Origin of the sequence: Hydrococcus rivularis NIES-593, assembly GCF_001904635.1 — a bacterium.
GTDB classification, from domain to species: Bacteria; Cyanobacteriota; Cyanobacteriia; order Cyanobacteriales; family Microcystaceae; genus Hydrococcus; species Hydrococcus rivularis.
In genome coordinates, this window is the sequence record NZ_MRCB01000014.1 from 105,405 (window position 1) to 129,135 (window position 23,731).

19 protein-coding genes are annotated in these 23,731 nt (G+C 46.3%); 14 read left to right on the forward strand and 5 right to left on the reverse strand.

Annotated elements, in window-relative coordinates; all coding sequences use genetic code 11:
• Positions 1-16: 16 nt before the first annotated feature.
• Both NIES593_RS24200 and dacB read left to right on the forward strand, forming a co-directional pair.
• Entirely contained in the window at positions 17-172 is a 156-nt protein-coding gene (locus NIES593_RS24200; RefSeq protein ID WP_175561127.1) for a hypothetical protein, read from the forward strand.
• A gap of 41 nt (positions 173-213) precedes the next feature.
• On the forward strand, positions 214-1,719 hold the full coding sequence (gene dacB / locus NIES593_RS13085) for a D-alanyl-D-alanine carboxypeptidase/D-alanyl-D-alanine endopeptidase (RefSeq protein WP_073600000.1): 1,506 nt from the start codon (positions 214-216) through the stop codon (positions 1,717-1,719).
• A gap of 159 nt (positions 1,720-1,878) precedes the next feature.
• Here the strand turns inward: dacB and galE are convergent, their stop codons facing one another.
• Positions 1,879-2,865 carry a UDP-glucose 4-epimerase GalE gene (gene galE / locus NIES593_RS13090; protein ID WP_073600001.1) on the reverse strand — a complete coding sequence of 329 codons (987 nt, stop codon included), beginning with the start codon at positions 2,863-2,865 and terminating at the stop codon, positions 1,879-1,881.
• Positions 2,862-4,247 carry a sugar transferase gene (locus tag NIES593_RS13095; RefSeq protein WP_073600002.1) on the reverse strand — a complete coding sequence of 462 codons (1,386 nt, stop codon included), beginning with the start codon at positions 4,245-4,247 and terminating at the stop codon, positions 2,862-2,864. The genes galE and NIES593_RS13095 overlap by 4 nt, the downstream gene beginning before the upstream one ends.
• A 226-nt stretch (positions 4,248-4,473) precedes the next feature.
• Between NIES593_RS13095 and NIES593_RS13100 the strand changes: the two genes are divergently transcribed.
• Both NIES593_RS13100 and NIES593_RS13105 read left to right on the forward strand, forming a co-directional pair.
• Positions 4,474-5,109: a hypothetical protein gene (locus tag NIES593_RS13100; protein WP_073600003.1), complete on the forward strand. Its 636-nt coding sequence runs from the start codon at positions 4,474-4,476 to the stop codon at positions 5,107-5,109.
• A gap of 79 nt (positions 5,110-5,188) precedes the next feature.
• A complete protein-coding gene (locus tag NIES593_RS13105; RefSeq protein ID WP_073600004.1) occupies positions 5,189-5,746 on the forward strand; it encodes a TIGR04376 family protein in 558 nt (185 codons plus the stop codon).
• Between the two features lie 97 nt (positions 5,747-5,843).
• Here the strand turns inward: NIES593_RS13105 and crtO are convergent, their stop codons facing one another.
• Entirely contained in the window at positions 5,844-7,505 is a 1,662-nt protein-coding gene (gene crtO / locus NIES593_RS13110; RefSeq protein ID WP_073600005.1) for a beta-carotene ketolase CrtO, read from the reverse strand.
• Between the two features lie 269 nt (positions 7,506-7,774).
• Between crtO and NIES593_RS13115 the strand changes: the two genes are divergently transcribed.
• Positions 7,775-8,128 (forward strand): STAS domain-containing protein, encoded by a 354-nt coding sequence (locus NIES593_RS13115; protein ID WP_073600006.1) that lies wholly within the window; start codon positions 7,775-7,777, stop codon positions 8,126-8,128.
• Here NIES593_RS13115 and NIES593_RS13120 read toward each other — a convergent pair.
• A complete protein-coding gene (locus NIES593_RS13120; RefSeq protein ID WP_073600007.1) occupies positions 8,125-9,264 on the reverse strand; it encodes a PP2C family protein-serine/threonine phosphatase in 1,140 nt (379 codons plus the stop codon). The genes NIES593_RS13115 and NIES593_RS13120 overlap by 4 nt on opposite strands.
• A 257-nt stretch (positions 9,265-9,521) precedes the next feature.
• Here NIES593_RS13120 and NIES593_RS13125 point away from each other — a divergent pair, with 257 nt between their 5' ends.
• The 5 genes from NIES593_RS13125 to ilvA all read left to right on the forward strand — a co-directional run bounded on the left by NIES593_RS13125 (position 9,522) and on the right by ilvA (position 14,899).
• Positions 9,522-9,962, forward strand: a complete 441-nt coding sequence (locus NIES593_RS13125; RefSeq protein WP_073600022.1) for an ATP-binding protein — start codon at positions 9,522-9,524, stop codon at positions 9,960-9,962.
• 72 nt (positions 9,963-10,034) lie between these two features.
• A complete protein-coding gene (locus NIES593_RS13130) occupies positions 10,035-10,859 on the forward strand; it encodes a sulfurtransferase (protein WP_073600008.1) in 825 nt (274 codons plus the stop codon).
• Between the two features lie 142 nt (positions 10,860-11,001).
• The gene (gene labA / locus NIES593_RS13135) at positions 11,002-11,541 is read left to right on the forward strand and encodes a low amplitude/bright protein LabA (RefSeq protein ID WP_073600009.1); all 540 of its coding nucleotides are present in this window, start codon (positions 11,002-11,004) and stop codon (positions 11,539-11,541) included.
• 97 nt (positions 11,542-11,638) lie between these two features.
• On the forward strand, positions 11,639-13,252 hold the full coding sequence (locus tag NIES593_RS13140) for a 2-isopropylmalate synthase (RefSeq protein ID WP_073600010.1): 1,614 nt from the start codon (positions 11,639-11,641) through the stop codon (positions 13,250-13,252).
• Between the two features lie 135 nt (positions 13,253-13,387).
• Positions 13,388-14,899: a threonine ammonia-lyase, biosynthetic gene (gene ilvA / locus NIES593_RS13145; protein WP_073600011.1), complete on the forward strand. Its 1,512-nt coding sequence runs from the start codon at positions 13,388-13,390 to the stop codon at positions 14,897-14,899.
• A gap of 29 nt (positions 14,900-14,928) precedes the next feature.
• Here the strand turns inward: ilvA and ileS are convergent, their stop codons facing one another.
• Positions 14,929-17,751 carry an isoleucine--tRNA ligase gene (ileS, locus tag NIES593_RS13150; RefSeq protein WP_217651901.1) on the reverse strand — a complete coding sequence of 941 codons (2,823 nt, stop codon included), beginning with the start codon at positions 17,749-17,751 and terminating at the stop codon, positions 14,929-14,931.
• Between the two features lie 206 nt (positions 17,752-17,957).
• On the opposite strand from ileS, the gene NIES593_RS13155 reads away from it, so the two are divergent.
• The 4 genes from NIES593_RS13155 (at position 17,958) to NIES593_RS13170 (ending at position 23,682) form a co-directional block, all read left to right on the forward strand.
• A complete protein-coding gene (locus NIES593_RS13155; RefSeq protein ID WP_073600013.1) occupies positions 17,958-18,566 on the forward strand; it encodes a hypothetical protein in 609 nt (202 codons plus the stop codon).
• A 180-nt stretch (positions 18,567-18,746) separates the two neighbouring features.
• On the forward strand, positions 18,747-20,990 hold the full coding sequence (locus NIES593_RS13160) for a PhoX family protein (protein WP_073600014.1): 2,244 nt from the start codon (positions 18,747-18,749) through the stop codon (positions 20,988-20,990).
• A gap of 88 nt (positions 20,991-21,078) precedes the next feature.
• On the forward strand, positions 21,079-23,031 hold the full coding sequence (ftsH, locus tag NIES593_RS13165) for an ATP-dependent zinc metalloprotease FtsH (protein ID WP_073600015.1): 1,953 nt from the start codon (positions 21,079-21,081) through the stop codon (positions 23,029-23,031).
• Between the two features lie 93 nt (positions 23,032-23,124).
• Positions 23,125-23,682, forward strand: a complete 558-nt coding sequence (locus NIES593_RS13170) for a universal stress protein (protein WP_073600016.1) — start codon at positions 23,125-23,127, stop codon at positions 23,680-23,682.
• Positions 23,683-23,731 lie beyond the last annotated feature (49 nt).

The following is a 23,731-nucleotide window of genomic DNA, read 5'->3' on the forward strand; positions in this document are numbered from 1 at the left end:
TCATTAGCAATTCTAATTGAATTGCTGTCTGGATCTATCCGAATTTCTCTTCTCGCCTTCGCCCGTTCGATCGCAAATAAACCTTTTTACCGACTTTGGCGGGTGCGGCGATCGCTTCTGGACCTATGCGATCGTCGTCATCCTATTGTTCGATCTTCGACTTGAGTTGTAGAGTGATTAAAGATTTCAGGGCGAAAAACTTGTTATTATAAAATGCAGAATCGTATTGTAAGCTGGGGATACTCTGTCTGCTTCTTCGTTTCATTATTAGGCATTCAAGTTCCCGGACAAGGAATTTTAGCAAATACAGTTGAAGAATCGTTAGTTAGTAAGGAATTTAGAGGGTTTTCTGAATCTCTGTGTCCGAGCGATTTAAAAACAGCAATTGAAACAGTTATTAATCGTCCTGAGTTTAAGCGATCGCGTTGGGGAATTCTGATTCAAACTCTCGACTCTGGAGAGATGCTTTATTCCTTAGATGCTGAAAAATATTTTATTCCTGCTTCCAGCGTCAAATTATTAACGACTGCTGCTGCACTACTGCAATTCGGATCGCAATTTCGCATTCGCACCTCCGTTTATGGAACGGGAGATGTTGCCAATCTTACTACATTAAGATTAGTTGGCAGAGGCGATCCCAGTTTTAGTAGCGATCGCTTAAAAGATTTAGCCCAACAACTCAAACGCCAAGGTGTTCGTCGAATATCCAACGTTATTGTTGAGGATAATTATTTCGAGCAAACTGGAATTAATTCTAGTTGGGAATGGGGAGATATTTTTTTCTCTTATGGGACTTCTGTTAATAGTCTAATTTTAAACGAAAATTCAGTGACATTAACCCTTTCCCCCCGACAACCAGATTTCTCCTTAAAAGTAGATTGGTCTGACCCAATTGCAGCTAGACAATGGCAAATAGAAAATCAAACGATAACTGCTTCCGAAGAAACCTCTTCAAGTATAGAAATCCAAAGAAATTTCGGGAGATCGTTTCTAGAAATTCAAGGAGAAATGTCTATCGATTCCGAACCAACTCCTTGGGAGTTAGCTATTGTCGATCCAAGTCAATATTTTTTAGAATCTTTTCTTGAGGCGTTAATTGCCCAAGGAATTAAAGTCAAGCAAGGAGCGATCGCAAAAGAATCTGAGAAGAATTCTTTGGGAAAAGAATTAGCCTTCGTCGAATCGGATCCTCTATCAATTTTATTACAAAAAACTAATCGAGAAAGTAATAATTTATTTGCTGAAGCCTTGCTGCAAATCTTAGGCAGCGAATCGCAAAATAAAACGAGTTTAGAAGTCGTCAAAGAAAAATTAACCGAACTAGGAGTTAATCCCGAAAGCTATGTTTTAGTAGACGGGTCTGGATTATCTCGCCACAATCTAGTCAGTCCAGAAGCGATCGCGCAAACGTTAAGATTCATGGCACAAACCCCAGAAGCAAAGACTTACCAAGACTCCCTAGCCGTTGCCGGAGTTAGTGGCACTTTACAAGAGCGATTCAAGAATACTTTAGTTGCAGAAAATTTGCAAGGAAAAACGGGAACTTTATCGGGAAATTCCGCCCTTTCTGGATATTTAACCGTCCCCGGATATCGACGTTTAGTATTTAGTATTATGGTCAATCAATCGGATCGCCCTGCATCGGATTTACGCGCTGCGATTGACGAAATTATCGTGTTAATAAGCCAGTTAAAATCCTGTCAAGAGAAAAGATTATAGCGATTCCCAAGTGAGCGAAGTCGCAACAGGTGCCGGGAAATAAATTAAGCGTCTTATATCTCCAGTTCATTAAAATGGACTAAAATATTGATTATTTAGTCGTCTTTAGACGATTTCACCTATGAGACAGCGATAGAACATCGCTGGCAGACTATTAAGCTACAGCTTACACAACTTTTTTTCCCACTCAAAAGCTGTCTCCACAATGGCTTTTAAATTATCGTACCGAGGGTGCCATCCCAATACTTTCCTAATTCGTTCCGATGCTGCGACAACCCAAGCTGGATCTCCTACTCGCCTTTCTCCTTCAAAAACCGGAAAATCCACTCCAGATACCTCTTTTACCATCGCGATCGCTTCCCGCACGCTATAACCCCGTCCATAGCCGCAGTTGAGTACCTCACTCTTACCGCCAGCTTGTAAATACCGCAGCGCATCTATATGTGCGGCAGCTAAATCTTCCACGTGAATGTAATCTCGAATTCCCGTCCCGTCGGGCGTAGGGAAATCGCTCCCAAAAATACTCACCGACGATCGCAGCCCCAAAGCTGCCTCGCAACTCACCTTAATTAAATGCGTCGCCTTAGAATTGTACTGACCGATTCGCATTTGTGGATCGGCTCCAGCGACATTAAAATATCGCAAAATGACATAGCGAAAACCCGATGCTAGTCCATAGTCTCGAATCATCCACTCGCTCATCAGTTTTGAGCGTCCGTAAGGATTGATCGGTAAGGGAGTTGTTGATTCTGACACTGGATTTTCTTGCGGATTGCCATACACTGCTGCCGTACTGGAAAAAACGAGCTGATTCACGCCAAAAGCTTGACAGCAACGCAGCAAGTTCAACGTATTGCGACTGTTATTGGTGTAGTAATCTAGCGGTCGAACCACCGAATCTGGTACTAAAGTACTAGCAGCAAAGTGCAAAACCGTATCGAACTGATTTTGGGCAAAGGTTCGATATAAGCTCTCGATATCGGCTAGATCTCCAATTGCCAATTCCCCATACAGCACTGCCGAAGGCACTCCAGTAGAGCAGTTATCATAAACGACGACTTCATAGCCAGCTTCCCCTAGTTGGCGTACTACGTGGGAACCAATATAACCAGCCCCTCCTGTCACCAAAATTTTCTGAGTACTCATCGACCTTTCCCCAGAAAAACAACCCGTAGGGTTTTGAGGATAATCATGACATCGAGCAACAAAGAATAGTTTTTGAGATAGTAGAGGTCATAGGCAACTTTTTGGTAAGCATCTTCTACGGAAGCCCCATAGGGGTAGTTGACTTGCGCCCAACCTGTAATTCCTGGTTTGACTAGGTAGCGCAAATCGTAATAAGGAATTTCTTGCCTTAATTGCCGATCGAATTCGGGACGTTCTGGGCGAGGACCAATTAAACTCATTTCTCCTTTGAGGACATTCCACAATTGGGGTAATTCATCAATTCGCATGACTCGCAACCAACCTCCCACCCTGGTAATTCGAGAATCTTTCGTGCTAGCCCATTGTACTCCCATCTTTTCTGCGTCGCGATACATCGAGCGAAACTTATGCACTTTAAATTTTTGTCTGTTTAGTCCCGTCCGTACTTGACTGTAAAATATCGGTCCGGGACTGTCGATGGCGATCGCTAGGGCAACTAGCAACATCGCTGGAAGCATTACAATTAGCAACACTCCAGCAATGACAACATCTAAAAGTCGTTTGAGCTTGACGTTGATGCGACTGTGTAGCAGGCTGAATCCAGCCGCAAAAGCAAACCAATCTTCTTTAATTAATACGGGAGGAATTCTTCCCCAAAATTGCTCGTAAAAAGCCGATAGCTCATAAACATATATGCCTCGCAAGCGCATTGCCATTAATTGTCTTACCGTCGCATCGGATAAAGGTTCCTTATCCTGAGCGATTAGTACCCCCGACCACTGCTGTTGGCACAAAATAGCAAGTTTGTCCGTACTTCTAACAGATAAAGCAAGATTGCCCTTAGCAACGGGTTTTTCGGAGCGATCGCTCCAAAAAACAAACTCGGTTTTAGGACTGAAAGCTCGATATTCGCATTCTAGTTGTGCCGCCTCTTCTCTAGTGCCAATCACTAACCAACGGCTCTGTTCTATCTTTTGCTGCAACCATCTAACCACAGCGAAACGCGAGATAACTGCCCAGATCGCAAAAAAAACTATGCCCAGTAGCAAAATTCCCCGACCTGTAATCGGTTGGCTTCCCCACAAGCCAGTCACATAAATAAAAGAGCTGGCGATCCCAAACGTAACTGCTAAACTGAGTAGGATGCGAGCTGGGGTCAAGCGACCCGCAATGTGAATGGCGTATCGATCCAGCCTATAGGTATCTGCTATGTATAGTCCTAACAAACACAGTGAAATAATCCCATAAGAAAGTAGGGAATCCCAGCTCATTAAACGATCGATCCGCAACAAAAAGGCAACGTTAAAACATACAATTAGACCAACAATATCGCTGCCTAGCAACAGCCAAGGAATGGTTTTTCGAGAAATAATATTGTACATGCTCCGCTCCTCACCCCTCTTATCCAATGCGATTGAGAAATTAATTGAGCAATTATAAGCGATTGTTTATTGAATTGGTTGATTTTTGAAAGAAGTTAAAAACCTTGTCTTCTCAGTTTTCTTGCTCGTCATAAACTTTTGAGTTTGTCTTTGAATACTTGCTGATAAAATTAGCATATTAGGCGGTTAGAGGCTTAATATTAAGATTGCGTTCTAGTATCTTGACATGAAGCATATCGACAAGCTCCTTTTTGCGGCAGCCAGCACCTATCTCGGTACGGTCTTATTTTGGCTGGTTAGCAACGATCGACTCGCGCTTCCTTGGGCGACTAAGCCTCAACCTCAACCCGTCACTCAAACCCAGCAAGTTTCCCTCGCAGATGCTCGGTTCATCGCTTACCTAGAGCGATCGCTCGAACGAATCAAAGCAGAACCCGAAAAAGCCACCGCTGCGGCACCCGCTCCGCCAACGGTTGCCATTCCTCCAGCTATGACCTCCAGCGAACCGCCTCCGCCTCCTGAGAACGCACCGACTATTATTGAAAAGATCTACGTTCCTGTTTATCCGCAAGCCCCGCCAACCTCAGTAGAAGAAGCTCCCAAACCGGCTTCTACAGCAGCGCCTTCGCCAAAAGCCGCCCCCGTCGCCAAAACCGATAAGGCAGATATAGCCCTGGTAGGCGTGCTGGAATCTGGCGATCGCTCCTATGCGTTATTCAATGTCAAAGGGACGACGCGGCGGTTCGAGCCGGGCGAAGTTCTTGGGGCTAGCGGCTGGACGCTGGTAGGCATACAGAATCAACAGGCGATCGTCCACTCCAACGGCGCGACTCGCTCTCTTGAGGTAGGACAGGGGTTTTAAAGCACTCGGAAGTTAGAAGTCGAAAGTCACAAGGATGGGATATAACTAACGAAGAACTAATAGCAACCAGCGATCGACAATGGGTTTATTTGATGAAGTCAGTCGGTTCCTCGAAACTCGGCTCGAAGAATTTTTACGCAATAATCCGCATCTGGAGTTGCAAGCGCTTCTAGAGCAACTGCGAGAACAAGAGCAAGGCACGATACGCTTAATTACCGATCTAGAGCGAGAAAAACAGCGCTTGGAAACTGAAATTCTCTCTGTCGCTCAAGATATCAAAACTTGGCATCTCAGAATCGATAAGGCAAAAGCGGCTGGAAGATTGGATCTAGCGCAAGCGGCGCAAGAAAGAGAAGCGGCATTGTTGCGTCAGGGCAACCAGCTTTGGGGACAAATGGAAGGAGCCAGAAAACGCATTCTCCAGTCTCAGGAACTGTTGCGTCAAATTCAGCAGAGAAAGCAAGAAGTCCAAGCTAAAGCGGCTCAAGCTAAAGCTACAAGCACTTCTAACTGGGATACGATCGGTTGGGATCGGGGAAGCAGTTATAGTAGAGCAACCGATCCTTTAGAAGCGCAATTTCAGCGTTTGGAAACCGATGAAGAACTCGAACGGATCAAGCGCAGTATGGGGCGCTAATCGGGGAATAGATTAAGCACACAAGAGCAGAAGTATTGGTTTGACCTCACGCAAAGGCGCAAAAAAGTATCTCTAACCAACGATTAACAACTAACTATTAACCAATCCTAAAAATCGATCGCAAAAAAGTCTTAATTGGTTCTTGCGATCGCAGAAAAACACGAGCGCAATTTCGTCCTGGCATGCCTGAAATCGATCCGCCTGGATGGGTTCCCGCACCAGTTAAATATAATCCTTTAATCGGGGTTTTGTAGTTGGCAATTTCGGGTAGGGGGCGCAGAAAAATCATTTGGTCGAGGGTCATGTCGATGTGATAGTAGTTGCCTTTATAGGAACCCAATCTTTCGCCTAATTCTGCCGGACTTTCTACCCGACGCGCAATAATTGCTTTTTTAATATTGGGCGCGTATTCTGCTAGTTTATCAATGACGCGATCGGCTACTTTATTTTTCAGTTCGTCCGTCCACCCGGTACCATTTAATCCCGTTCCTTGAGCACCAGCAATCTGATAGGGGGCAAAAAATTCGATCCACAAAGTATGCTTGCCTTCCGGTGCCATTGAAGGATCTAACAGCGTTGGAACATCCAAATAAATTGAAGGATTTTCGTCGGGAATTTCTCCCATAATTGTCAAAGCGTGTGCTTTTTCTACCTGTCTGACCGAATCGGCAATCAAGATCGTGCCAGTTAAATATTCATCTTTGTGACCGTAAGCTTCAAAGCGAGGTGGTTCTGAGAGGGCGCAATCAATTTTAAGAATTGTTTCGTTGTTATTGACAATTCTACGTTCTAGCCTCTCTCGCAATTCGGGATCGGCATCGTCTGTGTCGGCTTTGTCTATCAATTGCAGGAATAAGCGTTGAGCGTCGATATTAGAAATGACTCCTTTGTTGGCAAGATAGTCTTTGCCGCCAGCAACTCGCACGCCAACGGCACGACCATCTTCGACAAGAACTTGCTTGACTGCTCGTTCGGTTAAAATGACTCCGCCTTTGCTTTGAACTAGCTTTACCAATGCCTGAGTCAGCGCTCCCGTACCGCCGCGCGGTCTTGCCATTCCAGGATTGTGGCGCATCGCCATCATCATCGTGCCTACGGCAATGCCTTTTTGGGAAGGAGGTGCGCCAATTTCCGCCGCTAGTCGCGCCAAAGGAGCTTTGACGATTTCGGTGTCGAACCATTCATCGAGCAAATCTTGAGGGGAGCTAATCATCGTGCGGATGAAGTCAAGCGCCTTTTTGCGGGAACCAGCGATCGCTAAAACGTTTTTGAGGCTGTCGAGATCGTAGCTTCTGACAATATCGACGATCGCTTGGGGGGGTACGTTAAATAAAGGCGCGATCGCGCCGATTAAGCGCGACCAATATTGGATAAACTCGGCATATTTTTGGGCATCCCGCTGGCTGTAACGAGCAATCTCAGCACAGGTTTTTTCCAGGGATTGATATGCCAGGAAATATTTGCCATCGGGATGGGGACAAAAGACTGTCGGATCGCACCAGAGATATTCTAAGCCGTATCGATCGAGTTCCAGTTCCTCGATGACGGGCCCGAGAAAAATAAATTCGTGATCGATCGCGCAGAGATTAAACTTAAATCCAGGGGCATCCTCTGGCATGGCTTCTTCTGTTGTTGCGGCTCCCCCTGGGACTGGACGCTTTTCGAGCAATAAGACGCTGTAGCCTGCTTTGAGCAAGTAAGCAGCACAAACTAGCCCGTTATGACCAGCGCCAATAATAATAACATCATAGGATTCCATTCAATTTGCTTCCAACCGTTGCAAAGAAATAATACAGAGCGAGGCCATCTAGGCTTGAGAGAGTCGATTGTAGTAACTTAAGGATTGGTGAATGTTAATGCTTTGATTGTGAGAAGTATGAGAGTTATACTAGCAAAGTCCGGCGCTTTTTATCCAAACGGCTCAGTTTTGTACGAGCATCAAGTATAGACAATCGGGAAATGATTTCCAGATTTCCAATTTCTAGTTCCTACTTGCTAAGCAACAGTTTCTAGTCAAGCTTTCAGTCTATGAATCCTGTTATTAAAATTCTTCAACCCTCCGGTATTTTAGATAGCACAAAAGCGAGTCACTTTCGACAAGAGATTAGCAAACTGGTAGAAGACAAGACTGATGTTGTTGTCATTGATTTTAAAGATGTAACTTTTATGGACAGTTCTGGATTGGGCGCTTTGGTTCTCTCTCGCGAACTCGTCCTCTCGGCTGGAGCTAAACTTTTTCTTTGTGCGATCAACGAGCAAATTAAAATGTTGTTTGAATTAACAAATGTCGATCGCGTTTTTGATATTTTTCCAAGTCGAGAAGAATTAGAAGAAAAAATCCTTAACGGTTCTCTACAACTTCCAAACGATGAAAGCAGCTAATAAAAATTAATTTGCATAATGGAAAGATCGTCATCAAATTGCTTTTTAGTATTCCAAGTTTGAATATAATCTAAAAGTAAATCTAGGTTATGACGAGGCATTGAATGATAAATTCTTAGGAATTTAATAAATTCTTTTAAACCCCAAATTTTGCCATCGGGTCTTTCAATTTCGTAGATGCCATCGCTGAAAAGGTAGAGGCTAGAAGGCTGGATAATCTGACAATCGGCATCGGTATATTCAGCATCGGCAAACATGCCGACGGGAAAACCGGGAGTTTTTAGAGGTTGCTCAATGGTCTTTCCTTGGGCATTGGGAGAGAGCAAAATAGCAGGCGGATGTCCGGCACTCGAATAAGTTAACTGAAGTTTTTTGCGATCGTAAACCCCATACCAAATCGTGAAATATTTATCGTTGCGATGAGTCATTTGAAAAACTTTATTTAACCCTCGCAACACTTCGCTAGGACGATAGTAATTAACTTTACTTAACCCCCTAGAGCGCAATAAATTAATCACCGAAAGCGAGGGTAAAGCCGCTCGCAAACCGTGCCCGGAAACATCGAGCAAATAGATAGCCAAGCGATCGCTATCTAACCAATAATAATCAAAACCATCTCCGCCCAGTTGTCGCGAAGGAATAAATCGCATGTCAATGGCGATCGATGGATCGTTCAAGGGTTCGGGCAAAATAGAGCAAACGTATTCCGCTGCTTCTGCCAATTCGGCTTCTAAAAGTTGTTTTTGAATTTGCAGATCGCGACTGAGTTGATGCAATCTCAATCCCGCCCTGATCCTTGCCTTCAACTCGTTCATCTCAATGGGTTTGCACAGAAAATCATCTGCCCCCGCATCTAGCCCTTTAACCCGATCTTCAATCGATCCCAAGGAAGTAAGCAAGATAAAAAATGTCGTGGAAAGTTCTGGAGTTGTCTTAATCTGACGACAAACCTCCAACCCATTCATGCCAGGCATTAACCAATCGCAAATTACTAACGCCGGACGAACATGCAATGCTTTTTCTAAGCCTTCCTCGCCGTTGCTAGCAACGATTGCCTCATAGCCGCATTGAGTGAGGGTTCGCTCCAACAAAACCCGAACGATGCTATCGTCGTCAATAACCAGTATTTTTACCATAAGAGATTGCGTGCGTGTAGAGAGCGTAAGAAGGCAAGATTAGATGAGAGAAACTTTTAAATTCTCTAACCAAATTTTTGAATCCGAAGTTGACATCGTTAAGACAGTGAGATAATTGGATCGGATGTGAATCAGTAATCAAAGTAAGTAGCATGATACTCCAGTTCGACTGGACGAATAGCCAACAAAAACTATACCCTAGCCGTATTGATTCAACCTTAGTCGATTTAAGAGGCTTTGAACAGTTGAGACTTCCCATAAGAAGTGCTTTCAAGGTTGAGAGCGCCTTACAAGCATTAGACCTTCTTCTGCAACACTTTGACCGACTTTATCAACCTTGGATTCCCAAAAAAGATTGGTTGCAGTGCCAACTAGCACTAGCGGAAGGGTTTACCAATGCTGTTCGACACGCCCACAAAAATCTTCCCCCTGAAACTCCCATTGAGGTGGAAATCGTTCTGAGTCAGCAAAGTATAGAAATGCGCATCTGGGATCGCGGTTCTTATTTCGATTTAGACGGATTTCTGAAAAATGTTGCCCTGCGGAACGATCGCTTGTCCGGACACGGTCAGGGATTGGTTATTTTACAGAAAATTGCTTCTCATTTAAGCTATACTCGCACGAATGACGATCGCAATTGTTTGTTAATCGTCAAGCAATTTTCCTCGCAAACCCCAATTTCTGTCAACGACCCTTAGAATTCTCCAACGTTCCTAATTATCGGAAACTATATTAACTCTTTACTTCTGTAATTGTTATGTTTAATTCAAATGGAAAAAATTCAATGCGTCGTATCGCCATACTGGCTTTGGGAGCGCTTGCATGACCCACAAGTTGTTGTCGTCGATTGCCGCTTTCAATTAGCGAATCCTCAATGGGGATATCAACAATATCTCGCCAGTCACGTTCCCGGCGCTTACTATCTCGATCTCGAAAAAGACCTCTCCGCCTCTCCGAACAAACACGGCGGACGACATCCTTTGCCCGATCGCGATTTGCTCGCTCAAAAGCTTACCAGCATTGGCATTGTCTCTGGCGAAACCCTGGTAGTGGCTTACGACGATTCCCGCTTTGCTTTTGCCGCCCGCCTGTGGTGGCTGTTGCGCTATCTCGGACACGATAGGGTTGCTTTACTCGACGGTGGCTGGCAGGGATGGATAGCGGACGGATATCCCGTCTGCGATGCGATTCCCGCACCCAAATCGGGCAACTTCGCACCCAATCCCCAACCCGATTGGATTGTCGATATCGAAACGGTTAAAGCGAAGAAAGATTCGCCCTCGGTAGTATTGCTCGATTCGAGAGACGGCGATCGCTATCGCGGCGAAAGAGAACCCATCGACCCGATCGCCGGGCATATCCCCGGTGCTGTCAATTCCCCTTGGCAACTGGTTTCTAACGAACGAGGCTACCTTCAGCCCCTCTCCAGACAGCAACAACTGTGGGCAGATTATCAACAAGCTGAAGAAATTATCGTCTACTGTGGCTCTGGGGTAACGGCTTGCGTCAACCTTTTCTCGATGGAACTTGCCGGAATCCACACAGCTAAGTTATATCCCGGTGGATGGAGCGATTGGTGTTCTTATCTCACCTAAGTAGGAAAAAATTTGCCTACTTATAGGCATCTAAAAATCGTAAATTTTGCCCTCGGCTTTTGGCTAAAAAAAGCTGCTAAAATAGTAGATTAAATTATGTAATTAAATTAGTTATCTTTAAAAAAATTAGGTATGAGCTTTTATGACTTACTCCAATAATTGTACTTGTCAAAAAAAGGATAGACTATCTATTTTTGTCGATGGAAACAATATGTTTTATGCCCAGCAGAAAAATGGATGGTTTTTCGATCCCAGGCGCGTTCTAGAATATTTTACCAGCGATCCTACCGTTACTTTAATTAACGCTTTTTGGTATACTGGCTTAAAAGATTCTCAGGATCAAAGGGGTTTTAGAGATGCATTAATCAGCCTCGGCTATACGGTAAGATACAAAATTTTAAAAGAATATTACGATGATAGTTCCGGTCGCTATTCCCAAAAAGCTAACCTCGATATAGAAATTGTTGTAGATATGTTTAATACCGTCGATCAATACGATCGCGTTATTTTATTTAGCGGCGACGGAGATTTTGAGAGAGCGATCGAACTCCTGCGTTCTAAAAATACCCACATCACCGTTGTATCGACAGAAGGAATGATTGCCAGAGAGCTAAGAAATGCCACCGATCGCTATATCGACCTCAATGACATTCGCGACAAGATCGAAAAAACGGATTATTAATCTATTCAACTCACAAATTAATGGCTTAATATAGAATTTAAGCCGATATGATCGATAAGTATTGCCTAAAATTCTCAAATAACGTGCAAATAGTGCCATGAATAAGCAACCAGATCGCATTATCATCTTCGATACTACGCTCAGAGATGGCGAACAGTCGCCAGGAGCTACCCTGAATGTAGATGAAAAGCTAACGATCGCAACGGCACTAGCACGACTGGGAGTAGACATAATCGAAGCAGGCTTTCCCTACGCCAGTCCGGGAGATTTTGAAGCCGTTCAAAAAATTGCCGAAGCCGTTGGGATCGAAGGAGGTCCCACTATCTGCGGTTTGGCAAGAGCAACTCAACAGGACATCAAAGCCGCAGCAGAAGCCCTCAAGCCCGCCGCTAAGAAAAGAATTCACACCTTTCTCGCTACGTCTGATATCCACTTAGAGCACAAACTTAAAAAGACGCGGCAGGAAGTTTTACAGATCGTGCCGGAGATGGTCGCCTATGCCAAGTCGCTGGTAGAAGACGTAGAGTTCTCGCCAGAAGATGCCGGACGCAGCGATCCAGAATTTCTCTATCAGGTATTAGAGAGCGCGATCGCAGCGGGCGCAACCACCGTCAACATTCCCGATACGGTAGGATACTTGACGCCTAGCGAATTTGGTGCATTGATAAAAGGAATCAAAGACAACGTTCCCAACATCGATCGCGCCATTATCTCCGTCCACGGACACAACGACCTGGGCTTAGCAGTCGCCAACTTCCTCGAAGCCGTTAAAAATGGGGCTAGACAGCTCGAATGCACCATCAACGGCATCGGCGAACGGGCAGGCAATGCCGCTATGGAAGAATTGGTGATGGCGCTGCACGTGCGTCGTCAGTACTTTAACCCCTTCTTGGGACGACCCGCCGACTCCACCGAACCGCTTACCAATATTAATACTAAAGAGATTTACCGCACCTCTCGTCTGGTATCCAACCTGACAGGGATGATGGTACAGCCGAATAAAGCGATCGTGGGTGCCAATGCCTTTGCCCACGAGTCGGGCATTCACCAGGATGGCGTTCTCAAGCACAAGCTAACCTACGAAATCATGGATGCCGAGTCCATCGGTTTGACCAACAATCAGATCGTGCTTGGTAAACTGTCGGGACGCAACGCCTTCCGCACTCGCCTCAAAGAATTGGGATTCGAGCTATCGGAAACCGATCTAAATAAAGCGTTCTTGCGCTTTAAAGAAGTCGCCGACAAGAAGAAAGAAATCACCGACTGGGATTTAGAGGCAATTGTCAACGACGAAATTAATACTGCACCAGAACTATTCCACCTAGAGTTGGTACAAGTTTCCTGCGGCGATAATGCTCGTCCCACTGCCACAGTTGCGCTGCGTACCCCAGACGGAAAAGAACTTATGGATGCTGCCATTGGTACCGGACCTGTAGATGCCGTCTACAAAGCGATCAATCGAGTGGTGAACATCCCTAACGAACTGATCGAGTTTTCCGTCAAGTCTGTCACGGCAGGGATTGATGCAATGGGCGAAGTTACCATTCGCCTGCGGCACGAAGGACGAATCTACTCCGGTCATGCAGCCAATACCGATATTATCGTTGCTTCTGCTCGCGCTTACATCAGTGCCCTCAATCGTCTCTATGCAGCGTTGCAGCAGAAGGAAACAGCTAAGAGCGAAGACCCTCAAGAAGCCGTTGTTTCATAAAGATTAAGAAAGAGACTTCATGTTTTTGCCTCCTGGATTTGTTCGGGAGGTTTTGTTTTATGGTGGAAACCGCAAAATGAGTGCGCGAGTAGCGGTAAAATTATTCTCCATCCCGCATTTGCACCCGTTAACTTCATGTATTGTGATTACTTGGTACAAATCCTGACTGCCCGCGTATATGATGTTGCCCAAGAAACGCCTTTAGAATACGCTCCAAATCTATCGACACGGCTTAATAATAAACTTCTCCTCAAGCGGGAGGATATGCAGTCAGTTTTTTCCTTCAAGCTGCGGGGAGCTTATAACAAAATGGCGCAATTGCCGCCGGAGCGGTTGGCACAAGGGGTAATCGCTGCATCTGCGGGAAACCATGCCCAAGGAGTTGCCCTCGGCGCTTCTGTGCTGAGAACGCGAGCGATTATCGTCATGCCAGTGACTACTCCTCAAGTGAAAGTGGACGCGGTTAAAGCGCGTGGGGGAGAGGTCGTGTTATGTGGGGATACCTACGATGATGCCTATGCCTACGCCCGCCAACTAGAGGCGGAAAAAGGATTGACCTTTATTCATCCCTTCGACGATCCTTATGTGATTGCCGGACAGGGAACGATTGGCATGGAAATTTTGCGGCAGTATCAGAAACCTATTCATGCCATTTTTGTGGCAATTGGAGGGGGCGGATTGATTTCTGGAATTGCAGCTTATGTGAAGCGATTGCGTCCCGAAATTAAAATTATTGGCGTTGAACCAGTGGATGCCGATGCCATGCACCAATCCCTCAAAGCAGGAAAACGGGTGCGTTTGTCTCAGGTGGGCTTATTTGCCGACGGCGTGGCAGTGCGGGAAGTAGGCGAAGAAACCTTTCGGTTGTGCCAACAGTACGTAGATGACATTATTTTGGTGGAGACGGACGATACTTGCGCTGCCATCAAAGACGTGTTTGAGGATACGCGATCGATTCTAGAACCTGCGGGGGCGCTTGCGATCGCGGGAGCTAAAGCCTATGTAGAACGAGAACAAATTCAGGAACAAACCTTAATTGCCGTCGCCTGCGGTGCTAATATGAACTTCGATCGCCTTCGCTTTGTCGCAGAACGAGCAGAGTTGGGCGAACGCCGCGAAGCTATTTTTGCCGTCACCATTCCTGAAGAACCAGGCAGTCTGCGCAAGTTTTGCGAATGTATCGGCAAACGCAATCTGACCGAGTTTAACTATCGCATCGCCGATAAACAAACCGCTCATATTTTTGTTGGCGTTCAAATTCAAAATCGCGCCGACGCGGTAAAAATAGCCGCGACTTTTGAAGCTAACGGTTTTAAAACCCTTGACTTAACCGATGACGAATTGACGAAACTGCATCTGCGACATATGGTCGGAGGACACTCTCCCCTCGCCTATCATGAGTTGCTCTATCGGTTTGAGTTTCCCGAACGTCCCGGCGCACTGATGAAGTTCGTCGGTTCCATGAGTCCCGATTGGAATATTAGTCTCTTTCACTACCGCAACAACGGGGCAGACTACGGGCGAATTGTCGTCGGGATCCAAGTTCCTCCCCACGAGATGGAGGAGTGGCAGGCTTTTCTCGATACACTCGGCTATCGCTACTGGGACGAAAGCCATAATCCAGCCTACAAGCTGTTTTTAGGATAGCACAATGCTTCCCGAAACGCGAGCTTTAATCAAAACTCCCCAGCTAGTGCCGCGTTGCATCGCTCGCAAATCGTCGGAGCTTCTGGAAACTCTCCTACACGAGTCGAGTAATTCCAACAGCGTTCGCATTTTTGCCCATCAGCTTTGACAACGCCAACAGAAACGAGATCGGATTCGCTTTTGTAGTCTGCTGAAGCAATTGCTTCAAGAGAATCGACTAATTCTACTTGAGAGGCTAAAAACAGATAGCGCAATTCATCGACTCGATTGCCACTCAAACTGTCGGACGGATTGATAGAGTTTAATCGCTTTCGTAACTCTCCATCCGACACGTAAAGCAACACTTTTGCTTCTAAAGATGCGCCTATTAACTTGCCATTTCGCGCCAACTCCATTACCTTATTGACTTCATTGCGGATCTGCCTGAATTTTGACCAGGAATCGACTAATTCTGGCTTTTTCCATTCATCTTTCATTTTTACCCATCCAGACTCGAAGACGGACTTGTAAGGAGTCTTGTAGGGAAGAAATTGCCAGATATCCTCTGCTAGATGGCACAGTACGGGCGCGATCGCAACTGCTAAATTTTCTACGGCTACTGCTAAAATCGTTTGACAACTGCGACGGCGCCAAGAATCTGGAGCGCTAATATAAAGTCTATCTTTGGCAATATCGAGATAGAAATTCGACAAATCTACCACGCAGAAATTCTGTACCACCTGGAAGAAGCGGAAGAATTGGAAAGTTTCAAATGCCTCCGTCACTTCTGCAAACACCTCAGTTATCCGGTGCAGCATGTATTTGTCTAATTCGGGTAATTGTTCGTAGGAAACCCCATGGTTTTCTGGGTCAAAATCGTGCAAATTTCCCAATAAAAATCGGGCTGTATTGCGAATTTTCCCGCGAATGTCGTTTAACTGTTTGAGAAGATTTGGACCGAGAGGAACGTCGGCGGAATAATCGACAGAAGATACCCATAACCGCAGCACGTCTGCCCCATAGGCAGGTTCTTTTTGTTGATTTTTCCCGCCTTCGATAATAACGGCTGGATCGACGACATTTCCCAACGATTTACTCATTTTACGACCTTTTTCGTCTAAAACAAAGCCATGAGTTAAAACCATCTTATAAGGGGCAATGTCATTGGTGGCAACGCTGGTTAACAAACTCGATTGAAACCAACCGCGATGTTGGTCCGATCCTTCTAAATACATATCCGCCGGATATTTTAATTCTTCTCGTTGCTTGAGAACTGCTGCCCAAGAAGAACCGGAGTCGAACCAGACATCCATCGTATCCATTCCCTTGCGATACTTGCGTCCGTTATTGCGGTAGGTTGGGGGCAATAATTCCTCTACCGATAACTCCCACCAAGCATCGGAACCTTTTTCGGCGATAATCGCCCGGACATGATTAATAGTTTCTTCGGTCATCAGGGGTTCGTTGGTTTCTTCGTCGTAGAAAACGGGGATGGGAACGCCCCAACTCCGCTGACGAGAGATGCACCAATCCGCGCGATCGGCTACCATTGGGGTGATGCGATTTTCGCCTTGGGCTGGAATCCATTTGACGGATTTGATGGCTTTTAGTGCTTCATCTCGGAATCCTTCGACTGATGCAAACCACTGTTCGGTCGCGCGGAAAATCGTCGGTTTTTTTGTGCGCCAATCGTAGGGATATTTATGCGTGTAGGGTTCTTCTTTGAGAAGCACGCCCTTTTCTTGCAGTTCTTTAATAATTGCCTCGTTGGCATCCTTGAGGACGTTTAACCCCGCAAACTGTTTCGCCTCTGCCGTAAAATTGCCCTTATCGTCTACGGGGGAAAGGATGGGTAACCCATACCGCTGACCGACTATAAAGTCTTCCTGTCCGTGACCGGGTGCGGTATGAACTAACCCCGTACCGGACTCCGTGGTAACATAATCTCCGCCGATGAGGATCTCGCCAGTGCGATCGTAAAGAGGATGGCGATAGGTGGTATGTTCTAGGTCTTTTCCTAAAATGGTTGCTTTGACTGTCAGGTTAACGCCAAAGGTTTGTGATAACCTCTCGACCAAATCCTTGGCAACGATGAGATATCGGTGTTGGCACAAAGAAGAATCCGCTTCTACTACTGCATAGGTTAAATCGGGATTGAGAGCAACGGCTAGGTTTCCCGGAAGCGTCCAAGGAGTTGTCGTCCAGATGGCAACGCCGAGATTGGGGATAAATGGGGTTAAGACTTCCTTAGCTGCTTCTCCTGCTTGGGTGACGGGAAAAGTCACATAAATGCTGCGGGAGGTGTGACCTTCTGGATATTCCAATTCTGCTTCTGCTAGGGCAGTTTGCGAACTGGGACTCCAGTGAACGGGTTTTAATCCTCGATAGATATACCCTTTGAGGGCCATCTGACCGAAGACGCCGATTTGCGCCGCTTCGTAGTCGGGGGTCAGCGTTAAATAGGGATGTTCCCAGTCTCCCCAAACGCCATAGCGTTTGAATCCTTCGCACTGTTCTTTTTGCGTTTTCAGGGCAAAATCTCTTGCTTTGCGGCGAAGTTTTAAAGGGGTTAGACTTTCCCGTTCTTCGGACTTCATGGCTTGCAGAACTTTCAGTTCGATGGGTAACCCATGACAGTCCCATCCAGGTACGTAGCGAACTTTATAGCCACGCAGCAGCTTGTATTTGTTGATGATATCCTTGAGAATTTTGTTGAGGGCATGACCCATATGCAAATCCCCGTTGGCATATGGCGGTCCGTCGTGGAGGACAAAAATTTCACTGGGATTATTCTGCGACAGGGTTTCGTAAATTCGGTTTTCTGCCCAAAATTTCTGGATTTCTGGTTCTCGCTTGACGGCGTTTGCCCGCATGTCAAACTTGGTCTTGGGCAGATTAACGGTATCTTTGAGCTTCTTTACTTCTGTCACAGTTCTACGGGAATACTCTGTAATATTTCTCTTGTAATATTATGCCGCGAGGTTGTTGGTCTCGATGAAAATCCGATCGCTCTCCGGCTATAATACTAATTATGTTTCAAATTGTATTATAATAAACCCCATCCAAATCTACAAGCTATATGTTTGACGATCTCAGGTCACAATTTGAAGGTTGGCTCAAGTCTGGTATCGAACAGTTAGGCAATAATCTTCAGGAACGCTTTGGAGTCCCAGAAGCCGAAGAACCCTTTCAGTTAATTCGTCGCTTCGATATTACAGACCAACTGCTTACTAAACGTTGTATTTCTGTAGATGGGGACGCATGGCGGATAGAAGCCTACGATGCACAAGAAGAAAACAGTGCTTTCGCAAGTTTTTTGGAAACTTCATCGACGATCGAAAAACCCGTAAGAAGCGTCAAATTGTTTGAAATTGACGAACCTAACGTTCAAGAATGTATCATCGCCTGTCGCGCTTGGATGAAAACGGATCAAATGATAGAAGCGGTGACTTTATGTTTAGGATTCGATCGCCCGATGGATTTTTTCGGGTTCAAAACTAGCAATCTTATCAACTATCGTACTGCTAATGTTTTAGGAACGGAATGGAAAGAATATGAAGTGCGCTATTACTTTAAAAAAGAACAGAATCCGGGCAAGTTTAAAATCAATCTCGATTTTTCCAGCAGTGGCATAGCGTGGATTAAAGATATTTGGTTGCTACAAGCACCTGTAAAAGCGAAAAATTAAAGAGCGATCGCTTAGTATTTTAGAAACCTGCCTGCGCAGGTTTTGTTTGTCTAGCGGCGAATTAATTCTATTCGCAAAGCTATAACTTTCTCATAAACTACATCGACTAAGATTTAATGTCCGTCACATATAGCATCTGGTACTTTTCCCAGATGGGCATTTTCAACACAAGACCGACCCATGACAATCAAACGTCGAGAATTTCTTTACTTTCTAGGGGCAAGTGCTGGAACGATCGCACTGGGCGAACCCAATAAAAAATTTTCTTTGCCCTTTACTACGCCGACGCTAGCTCAAACCTCTCCCAAAACCAACTCGCTACAGATCGAAGGACTGAGTTTTCAACCCGTTAAAGTCCCAATGCCACTCGATATTGATGGCATGGCAGAGGCAGAACAGATATCAGCTTACAGCACCTATGAAGTAGTAGACGATCTGGTGTTGCCAGAAGGCTTTACCTACGATGTTATTGCCGCGTGGGGCGATCGCGTGGGAGATTCTCGCTTCGGTTACAATAACGATTACTTATCTTTCGTCGAAACCAGCCCCAACGAAGGATTTTTGACGGTTAACTTTGAATACATTAGCGGCAAAACCTGGATGCAAACCTATCCAATGGTTATCGGGAAGTCTCTGCCCTTCGACGAAGTAAAAGCCGCCGCTAAAGACACTCAAGGCGAGATCGATGCCTTTGCCTTGCCAGAGAACGACTCGCTTAAAGCCAAAATTCTCGAAATTTCTAAAGAAGGATTAATCGATCAAGGGATTGGCATTATCTCTATTCGTCGCAACGCCGATGGTAAGTGGGAGCGCACTTTTTCAAAAAGCGATCGCCGCATTACCGGAATTTCGGGTTTAGAAGACGGACGCTATCTCAAAGCAACCGGTCCTGCTGTCGCCATTTTTAACAAGCCCAATAAGAAAGGCTACGATGACAAACTGGGCGACAAAATTATCGGCACCTTTCAAAACTGTGCGGGCGGAACGACTCCCTGGGGAACCGTATTGAGTGCAGAAGAGAATTTTCAAGACCAAGTGCCCGAACCCGTCATGGCAGATGGATCTTCTTTAGACCCTTCCGAGGCTCCCTTTCTGATTACCGATGAAGATCTAGACGGTCGAGCCAATGTATTGGGTTTAGCTGGCAATAAATACGGGTGGATGGTAGAAATCGATCCCGCCAACCCCGACGATTACGGTACTAAGCATACTTGGTTGGGACGCTTTCGCCACGAAGCCGTCGCCTTTCGAGCCGTTCCTGGCAAGCCATTAGCCGTTTATTCGGGATGCGATCGCAGGGGAGGGCACCTCTACAAATTTATCTCCACGGAAACGGTAAGCGATATCAAAGACAAGGCAAACTCTCGCTTGCTCGAAGAAGGAATGCTCTACGGTGCGAAATTCAATGCCGATGGAACGGGTCGCTGGATTCCCCTAAATCCCAATACTCCTATCGATCCGGTTTTGCCCAGTCAAGTGGCAGGCGAGGACGGAAAAGGCATGGTTCCCCTCCCCAATCCCAATCGTCTTACTGGAGGAATTATCAAAGCGACTAGCGAATCTGAAATTGCCATTTTCAAAGAACGATTTAAAACCCTGGGCGACCTCTATGAAGGCGATCCGACCGAAAAACAGGGGGCAATTTTAATCGACGCTCACTACGCGGCAAACGCAGCAGGAATTACCTGTACGGCACGTCCCGAAGATACCGAGGTAGCCCAAGACGGAACGCTGTTTATCGCCTTTACTTCCGGTTCTCCTGGCAGCGATGGCGGTCCCGACAAGGAAATTTTTAAAGGACCGCAAGGAGAAACTCCCTACGAATTCGGTTGGGTAATGCGCTTGCAAGAAGATGACAGCAATCCCGATTCGATGACCTTTCGTTGGGAGCTTTTTGCAACCGGAGGCGAACCTGCCGAAGGAGGGTTGGGTTTCTCCAATCCCGATAATCTCGAAATCGATCCCGATGGCAATCTCTGGATGGTCACTGATATGTCTACCAGCAGCCAAAATAAAGCAGTTGCTAGCCGAGTTGTTAATGGAAATCCAGTCAGCCAAACCGATTTAGTTGGTCTGTTTGGCAATAATTCTGCTTGGTTTATTCCGACATCGGGTGCTAATGCTGGCACAGCATATCCCTTTGCGATTTCTCCCATGGATACGGAAATCTGCGGTCTGCGTTTTACCGAAGACCGGCAAACCCTATTTCTAGCGATCCAACATCCGGGAGAAGCAGGAGGAATGCGCCAAGATCTCAAAACAGAAATTCGTCAGTTTGACATGCGGACAACGACAGGTCGAGAATTCATACAACAGCGCAAGATACCGATCGGTTCAAACTGGCCCGACAAAGCTGCTAACCATCCTCCCCGTCCGGCAGTCGTTGCCGTTCGGCGCTTAAATGAGCAATCAATTACCGGATAGTTCTAAAGTAGGAGCGGAGAAGATCTACAGCTAAAATGGAGAAACTGTTGCTTGCTCTCATCAGCTTTCTAGAAAGCATCGCGAAATCATGAGTATTAAAAACAAGCCTCAAATTCCCTCTCTTGGCAATCTTCTTTTGGTGCTAGCAGGCGTATCTTTTTTAGCTTATTTATTTTGGCCGCGATCGTCTCGATATCCGCTACAACCCTACAGCCAGTTTTTAGAGCAAGTAGAAAAAGGCGAAGTTGCAGTGGTGATGGTTGGCAACGATCTGATTCGCTACCAGCTTAAAGCTTCTCGCAGTGTCGGGGAGAATCCCGAAAACCTATTTCAGTTTCCCGTTGACAACCCACTTCAGACAACGAAAACCCCCGATAACCCATTTCATGCGGATGCTTCGTCAAGCGCTAACGACACGTCTGCTGAAGGAGAGGTTTTAGAAACGATTCCGCTTAACGATCCGCAATTGCCCAACAAACTGAGAGAGAAAGGAGTCGTTTTTGCTGCGTCCCCCCCGCCTCAAAATCCTTGGTGGATGACTTTACTCGCTTGGGTGGTTCCGCCGCTAATCTTGGTGGGAGCCATGCATTTTTTACTCGATCGCGGCGAGGAGCGTAGAAGCCTTGCTTTTAGCAGAAGCAAAGCCAAAGTTTATGTCGAGGGAGAGTCTGCCCGGATTACCTTTGCCGATATTGCTGGGGCAGAAGAGGCAAAAACCGAATTAGTCGAGATTGTCGAATTTCTCAAAAACCCGGAGCGCTATAACAAAATTGGAGCTAGAATTCCCAAAGGCGTTTTGCTCGTCGGTCCTCCCGGTACGGGAAAAACGCTGCTGGCAAAAGCGGTTGCCGGAGAAGCGGGCGTGACTTTCTTCAGCATTTCCGCCTCCGAGTTTGTTGAATTATTTGTCGGGACTGGTGCGGCGCGAGTCCGCGATTTATTTGACGAGGCAAAAAAACAAGCCCCTTGCATTATTTTTATCGACGAATTGGATGCGATCGGCAAATCTCGCAGTAGCGGGGGGTTTGCTAGCGGCAGTAACGACGAGCGCGAACAAACCCTAAATCAATTGCTCACAGAAATGGACGGTTTCGCTGCTGGGGAATCGACGGTCATTGTCTTGGCGGCAACCAACCGCCCGGAAACCCTCGATTCAGCCCTTCTGCGCCCCGGAAGGTTCGATCGACAAGTACTGGTCGATCGCCCCGATTTGTTGGAACGGCTAGCAATTTTAGAGGTCTATGCTCGCAAGGTCGAGTTGGCAGAAGATGTGGATTTAAAAGCGATCGCTGCTCGTACCCCTGGCTTTGCCGGGGCGGATCTAGCTAATTTAATCAATGAAGCTGCCCTCCTCGCTGCCCGCCGCCAGCAAGAAGTCGTAACCCAAAACGAACTGAAAGAGGCGATCGAACGGGTAATTGCCGGGTTGGAGAAGAAAAGTCGAGTCCTCAACGAAAAAGAGAAACAGATCGTTGCTTACCACGAAGTCGGTCATGCTTTAGTCGGTGCCGTCATGCCGGGAGGTGGAAAAGTGGCTAAAATTTCCATCGTTCCTCGCGGTCTATCTGCCTTGGGTTATACGCTGAAAATGCCGACTGAAGACCGCTTTTTGATGAGCGAAGCGGAATTTCGCGAGCAAATTGCTACGCTGCTCGGCGGTAGGGCATCTGAAGAACTGGTGTTCGGCAGCGTGACTAACGGCGCAGCAGATGACTTGCAACGCGCGACGGATATTGCCGAACGCATGGTGACTACCTATGGAATGAGCAAAGTATTGGGTCCGTTGGCATTCGATCGCGTCGGACAAGCGAATTTTTTGGGCAACGGCAACGACAATCTCCGCCGCCTGGTCAGCGAAGAAACTGCTAAAGCGATCGACGAGGAAGTCAAACAGATAGTAGAAGGCGAATATCAAAGAGCGATAGCCATCCTCGATCGCAATCGCGAGTTATTAGACGCGATCGCGCAACAGTTGCTTAAAACGGAAGTCATTGAAGGAGAAGAACTGCAAGCCGCTCTAGAGCGAGTTCGTCCTCTCTAAAGAGCCAGTTAACTTTTCTATCGAAGCCGCTCCCAAACTTTAAAACTATGTCACGCTGAAATTAGAGGTAGAGCAAAATATAAGTGAGGGGCTATGACTTATTCGGCAAACAGTCAGAAAGTCCTTACCCCGCAAAACCAAGAGGGGCATTCTTTAACAGTTGGTTTTAAAAAAATTCTTGTAGCGGTTGATTATTTGGCTTCTACGCCGGAATTGTTTGAAAAGGCGCTACAGCTAGCCAAAGCCTATAACAGTCAGTTGATGATCTTTCATTGCCTGCAAGAACCCATAGCAGGAATGCCCGAATTCCTCGCTTACGCCGGAATGGGAGCTTACAGCGGCGTTTATTCCCAAGAAATTATCGAATTGGAAGAACAACTGATTAGAGAAGCGACAGAGGAACTGCAAGCTTGGCTGAGTTCTTTCGTCCAAAAAGCTACCGAGGCGGGAATTAAAGCAGAATCCGATTATCAACCGGGCGAACCCGGTCGGCAAATTTGCGCGACTGCCAAACAGTGGGGCGCAGATCTGATTGTCATCGGTCGTAGAGGGCGATCGGGTTTATCGGAATTGATCCTGGGAAGTGTTAGTAACTACGTGATTCATCACGCTCATTGCTCGGTTTTAGTAATTCAACAGCAGGAAAATTGAACCTCCCGCCGCTAAACAGCTATCGCTGCTGTAGCGGGGGATTCCCTGT

What these genes read in the sequence shown, in the direction of transcription:
- NIES593_RS13100 (WP_073600003.1), top strand. Translation starts at nt 4,474, where the DNA reads ATGAAGCATATCGACAAGCTCCTTTTTGCGGCAGCCAGCACCTATCTC.
- NIES593_RS13160 (WP_073600014.1), top strand. Translation starts at nt 18,747, where the DNA reads ATGACAATCAAACGTCGAGAATTTCTTTACTTTCTAGGGGCAAGTGCT.
- NIES593_RS13140 (WP_073600010.1), top strand. Translation starts at nt 11,639, where the DNA reads ATGAATAAGCAACCAGATCGCATTATCATCTTCGATACTACGCTCAGA.
- galE (WP_073600001.1), bottom strand. Translation starts at nt 2,865, where the DNA reads ATGAGTACTCAGAAAATTTTGGTGACAGGAGGGGCTGGTTATATTGGT.
- NIES593_RS13120 (WP_073600007.1), bottom strand. Translation starts at nt 9,264, where the DNA reads ATGGTAAAAATACTGGTTATTGACGACGATAGCATCGTTCGGGTTTTG.
- NIES593_RS13155 (WP_073600013.1), top strand. Translation starts at nt 17,958, where the DNA reads ATGTTTGACGATCTCAGGTCACAATTTGAAGGTTGGCTCAAGTCTGGT.
- ileS (WP_217651901.1), bottom strand. Translation starts at nt 17,751, where the DNA reads ATGCGGGCAAACGCCGTCAAGCGAGAACCAGAAATCCAGAAATTTTGG.
- dacB (WP_073600000.1), top strand. Translation starts at nt 214, where the DNA reads ATGCAGAATCGTATTGTAAGCTGGGGATACTCTGTCTGCTTCTTCGTT.
- NIES593_RS13105 (WP_073600004.1), top strand. Translation starts at nt 5,189, where the DNA reads ATGGGTTTATTTGATGAAGTCAGTCGGTTCCTCGAAACTCGGCTCGAA.
- NIES593_RS13095 (WP_073600002.1), bottom strand. Translation starts at nt 4,247, where the DNA reads ATGTACAATATTATTTCTCGAAAAACCATTCCTTGGCTGTTGCTAGGC.
- labA (WP_073600009.1), top strand. Translation starts at nt 11,002, where the DNA reads ATGACTTACTCCAATAATTGTACTTGTCAAAAAAAGGATAGACTATCT.
- ilvA (WP_073600011.1), top strand. Translation starts at nt 13,388, where the DNA reads ATGTATTGTGATTACTTGGTACAAATCCTGACTGCCCGCGTATATGAT.
- NIES593_RS13130 (WP_073600008.1), top strand. Translation starts at nt 10,035, where the DNA reads ATGGAAAAAATTCAATGCGTCGTATCGCCATACTGGCTTTGGGAGCGC.
- NIES593_RS13115 (WP_073600006.1), top strand. Translation starts at nt 7,775, where the DNA reads ATGAATCCTGTTATTAAAATTCTTCAACCCTCCGGTATTTTAGATAGC.
- ftsH (WP_073600015.1), top strand. Translation starts at nt 21,079, where the DNA reads ATGAGTATTAAAAACAAGCCTCAAATTCCCTCTCTTGGCAATCTTCTT.
- crtO (WP_073600005.1), bottom strand. Translation starts at nt 7,505, where the DNA reads ATGGAATCCTATGATGTTATTATTATTGGCGCTGGTCATAACGGGCTA.
- NIES593_RS13170 (WP_073600016.1), top strand. Translation starts at nt 23,125, where the DNA reads ATGACTTATTCGGCAAACAGTCAGAAAGTCCTTACCCCGCAAAACCAA.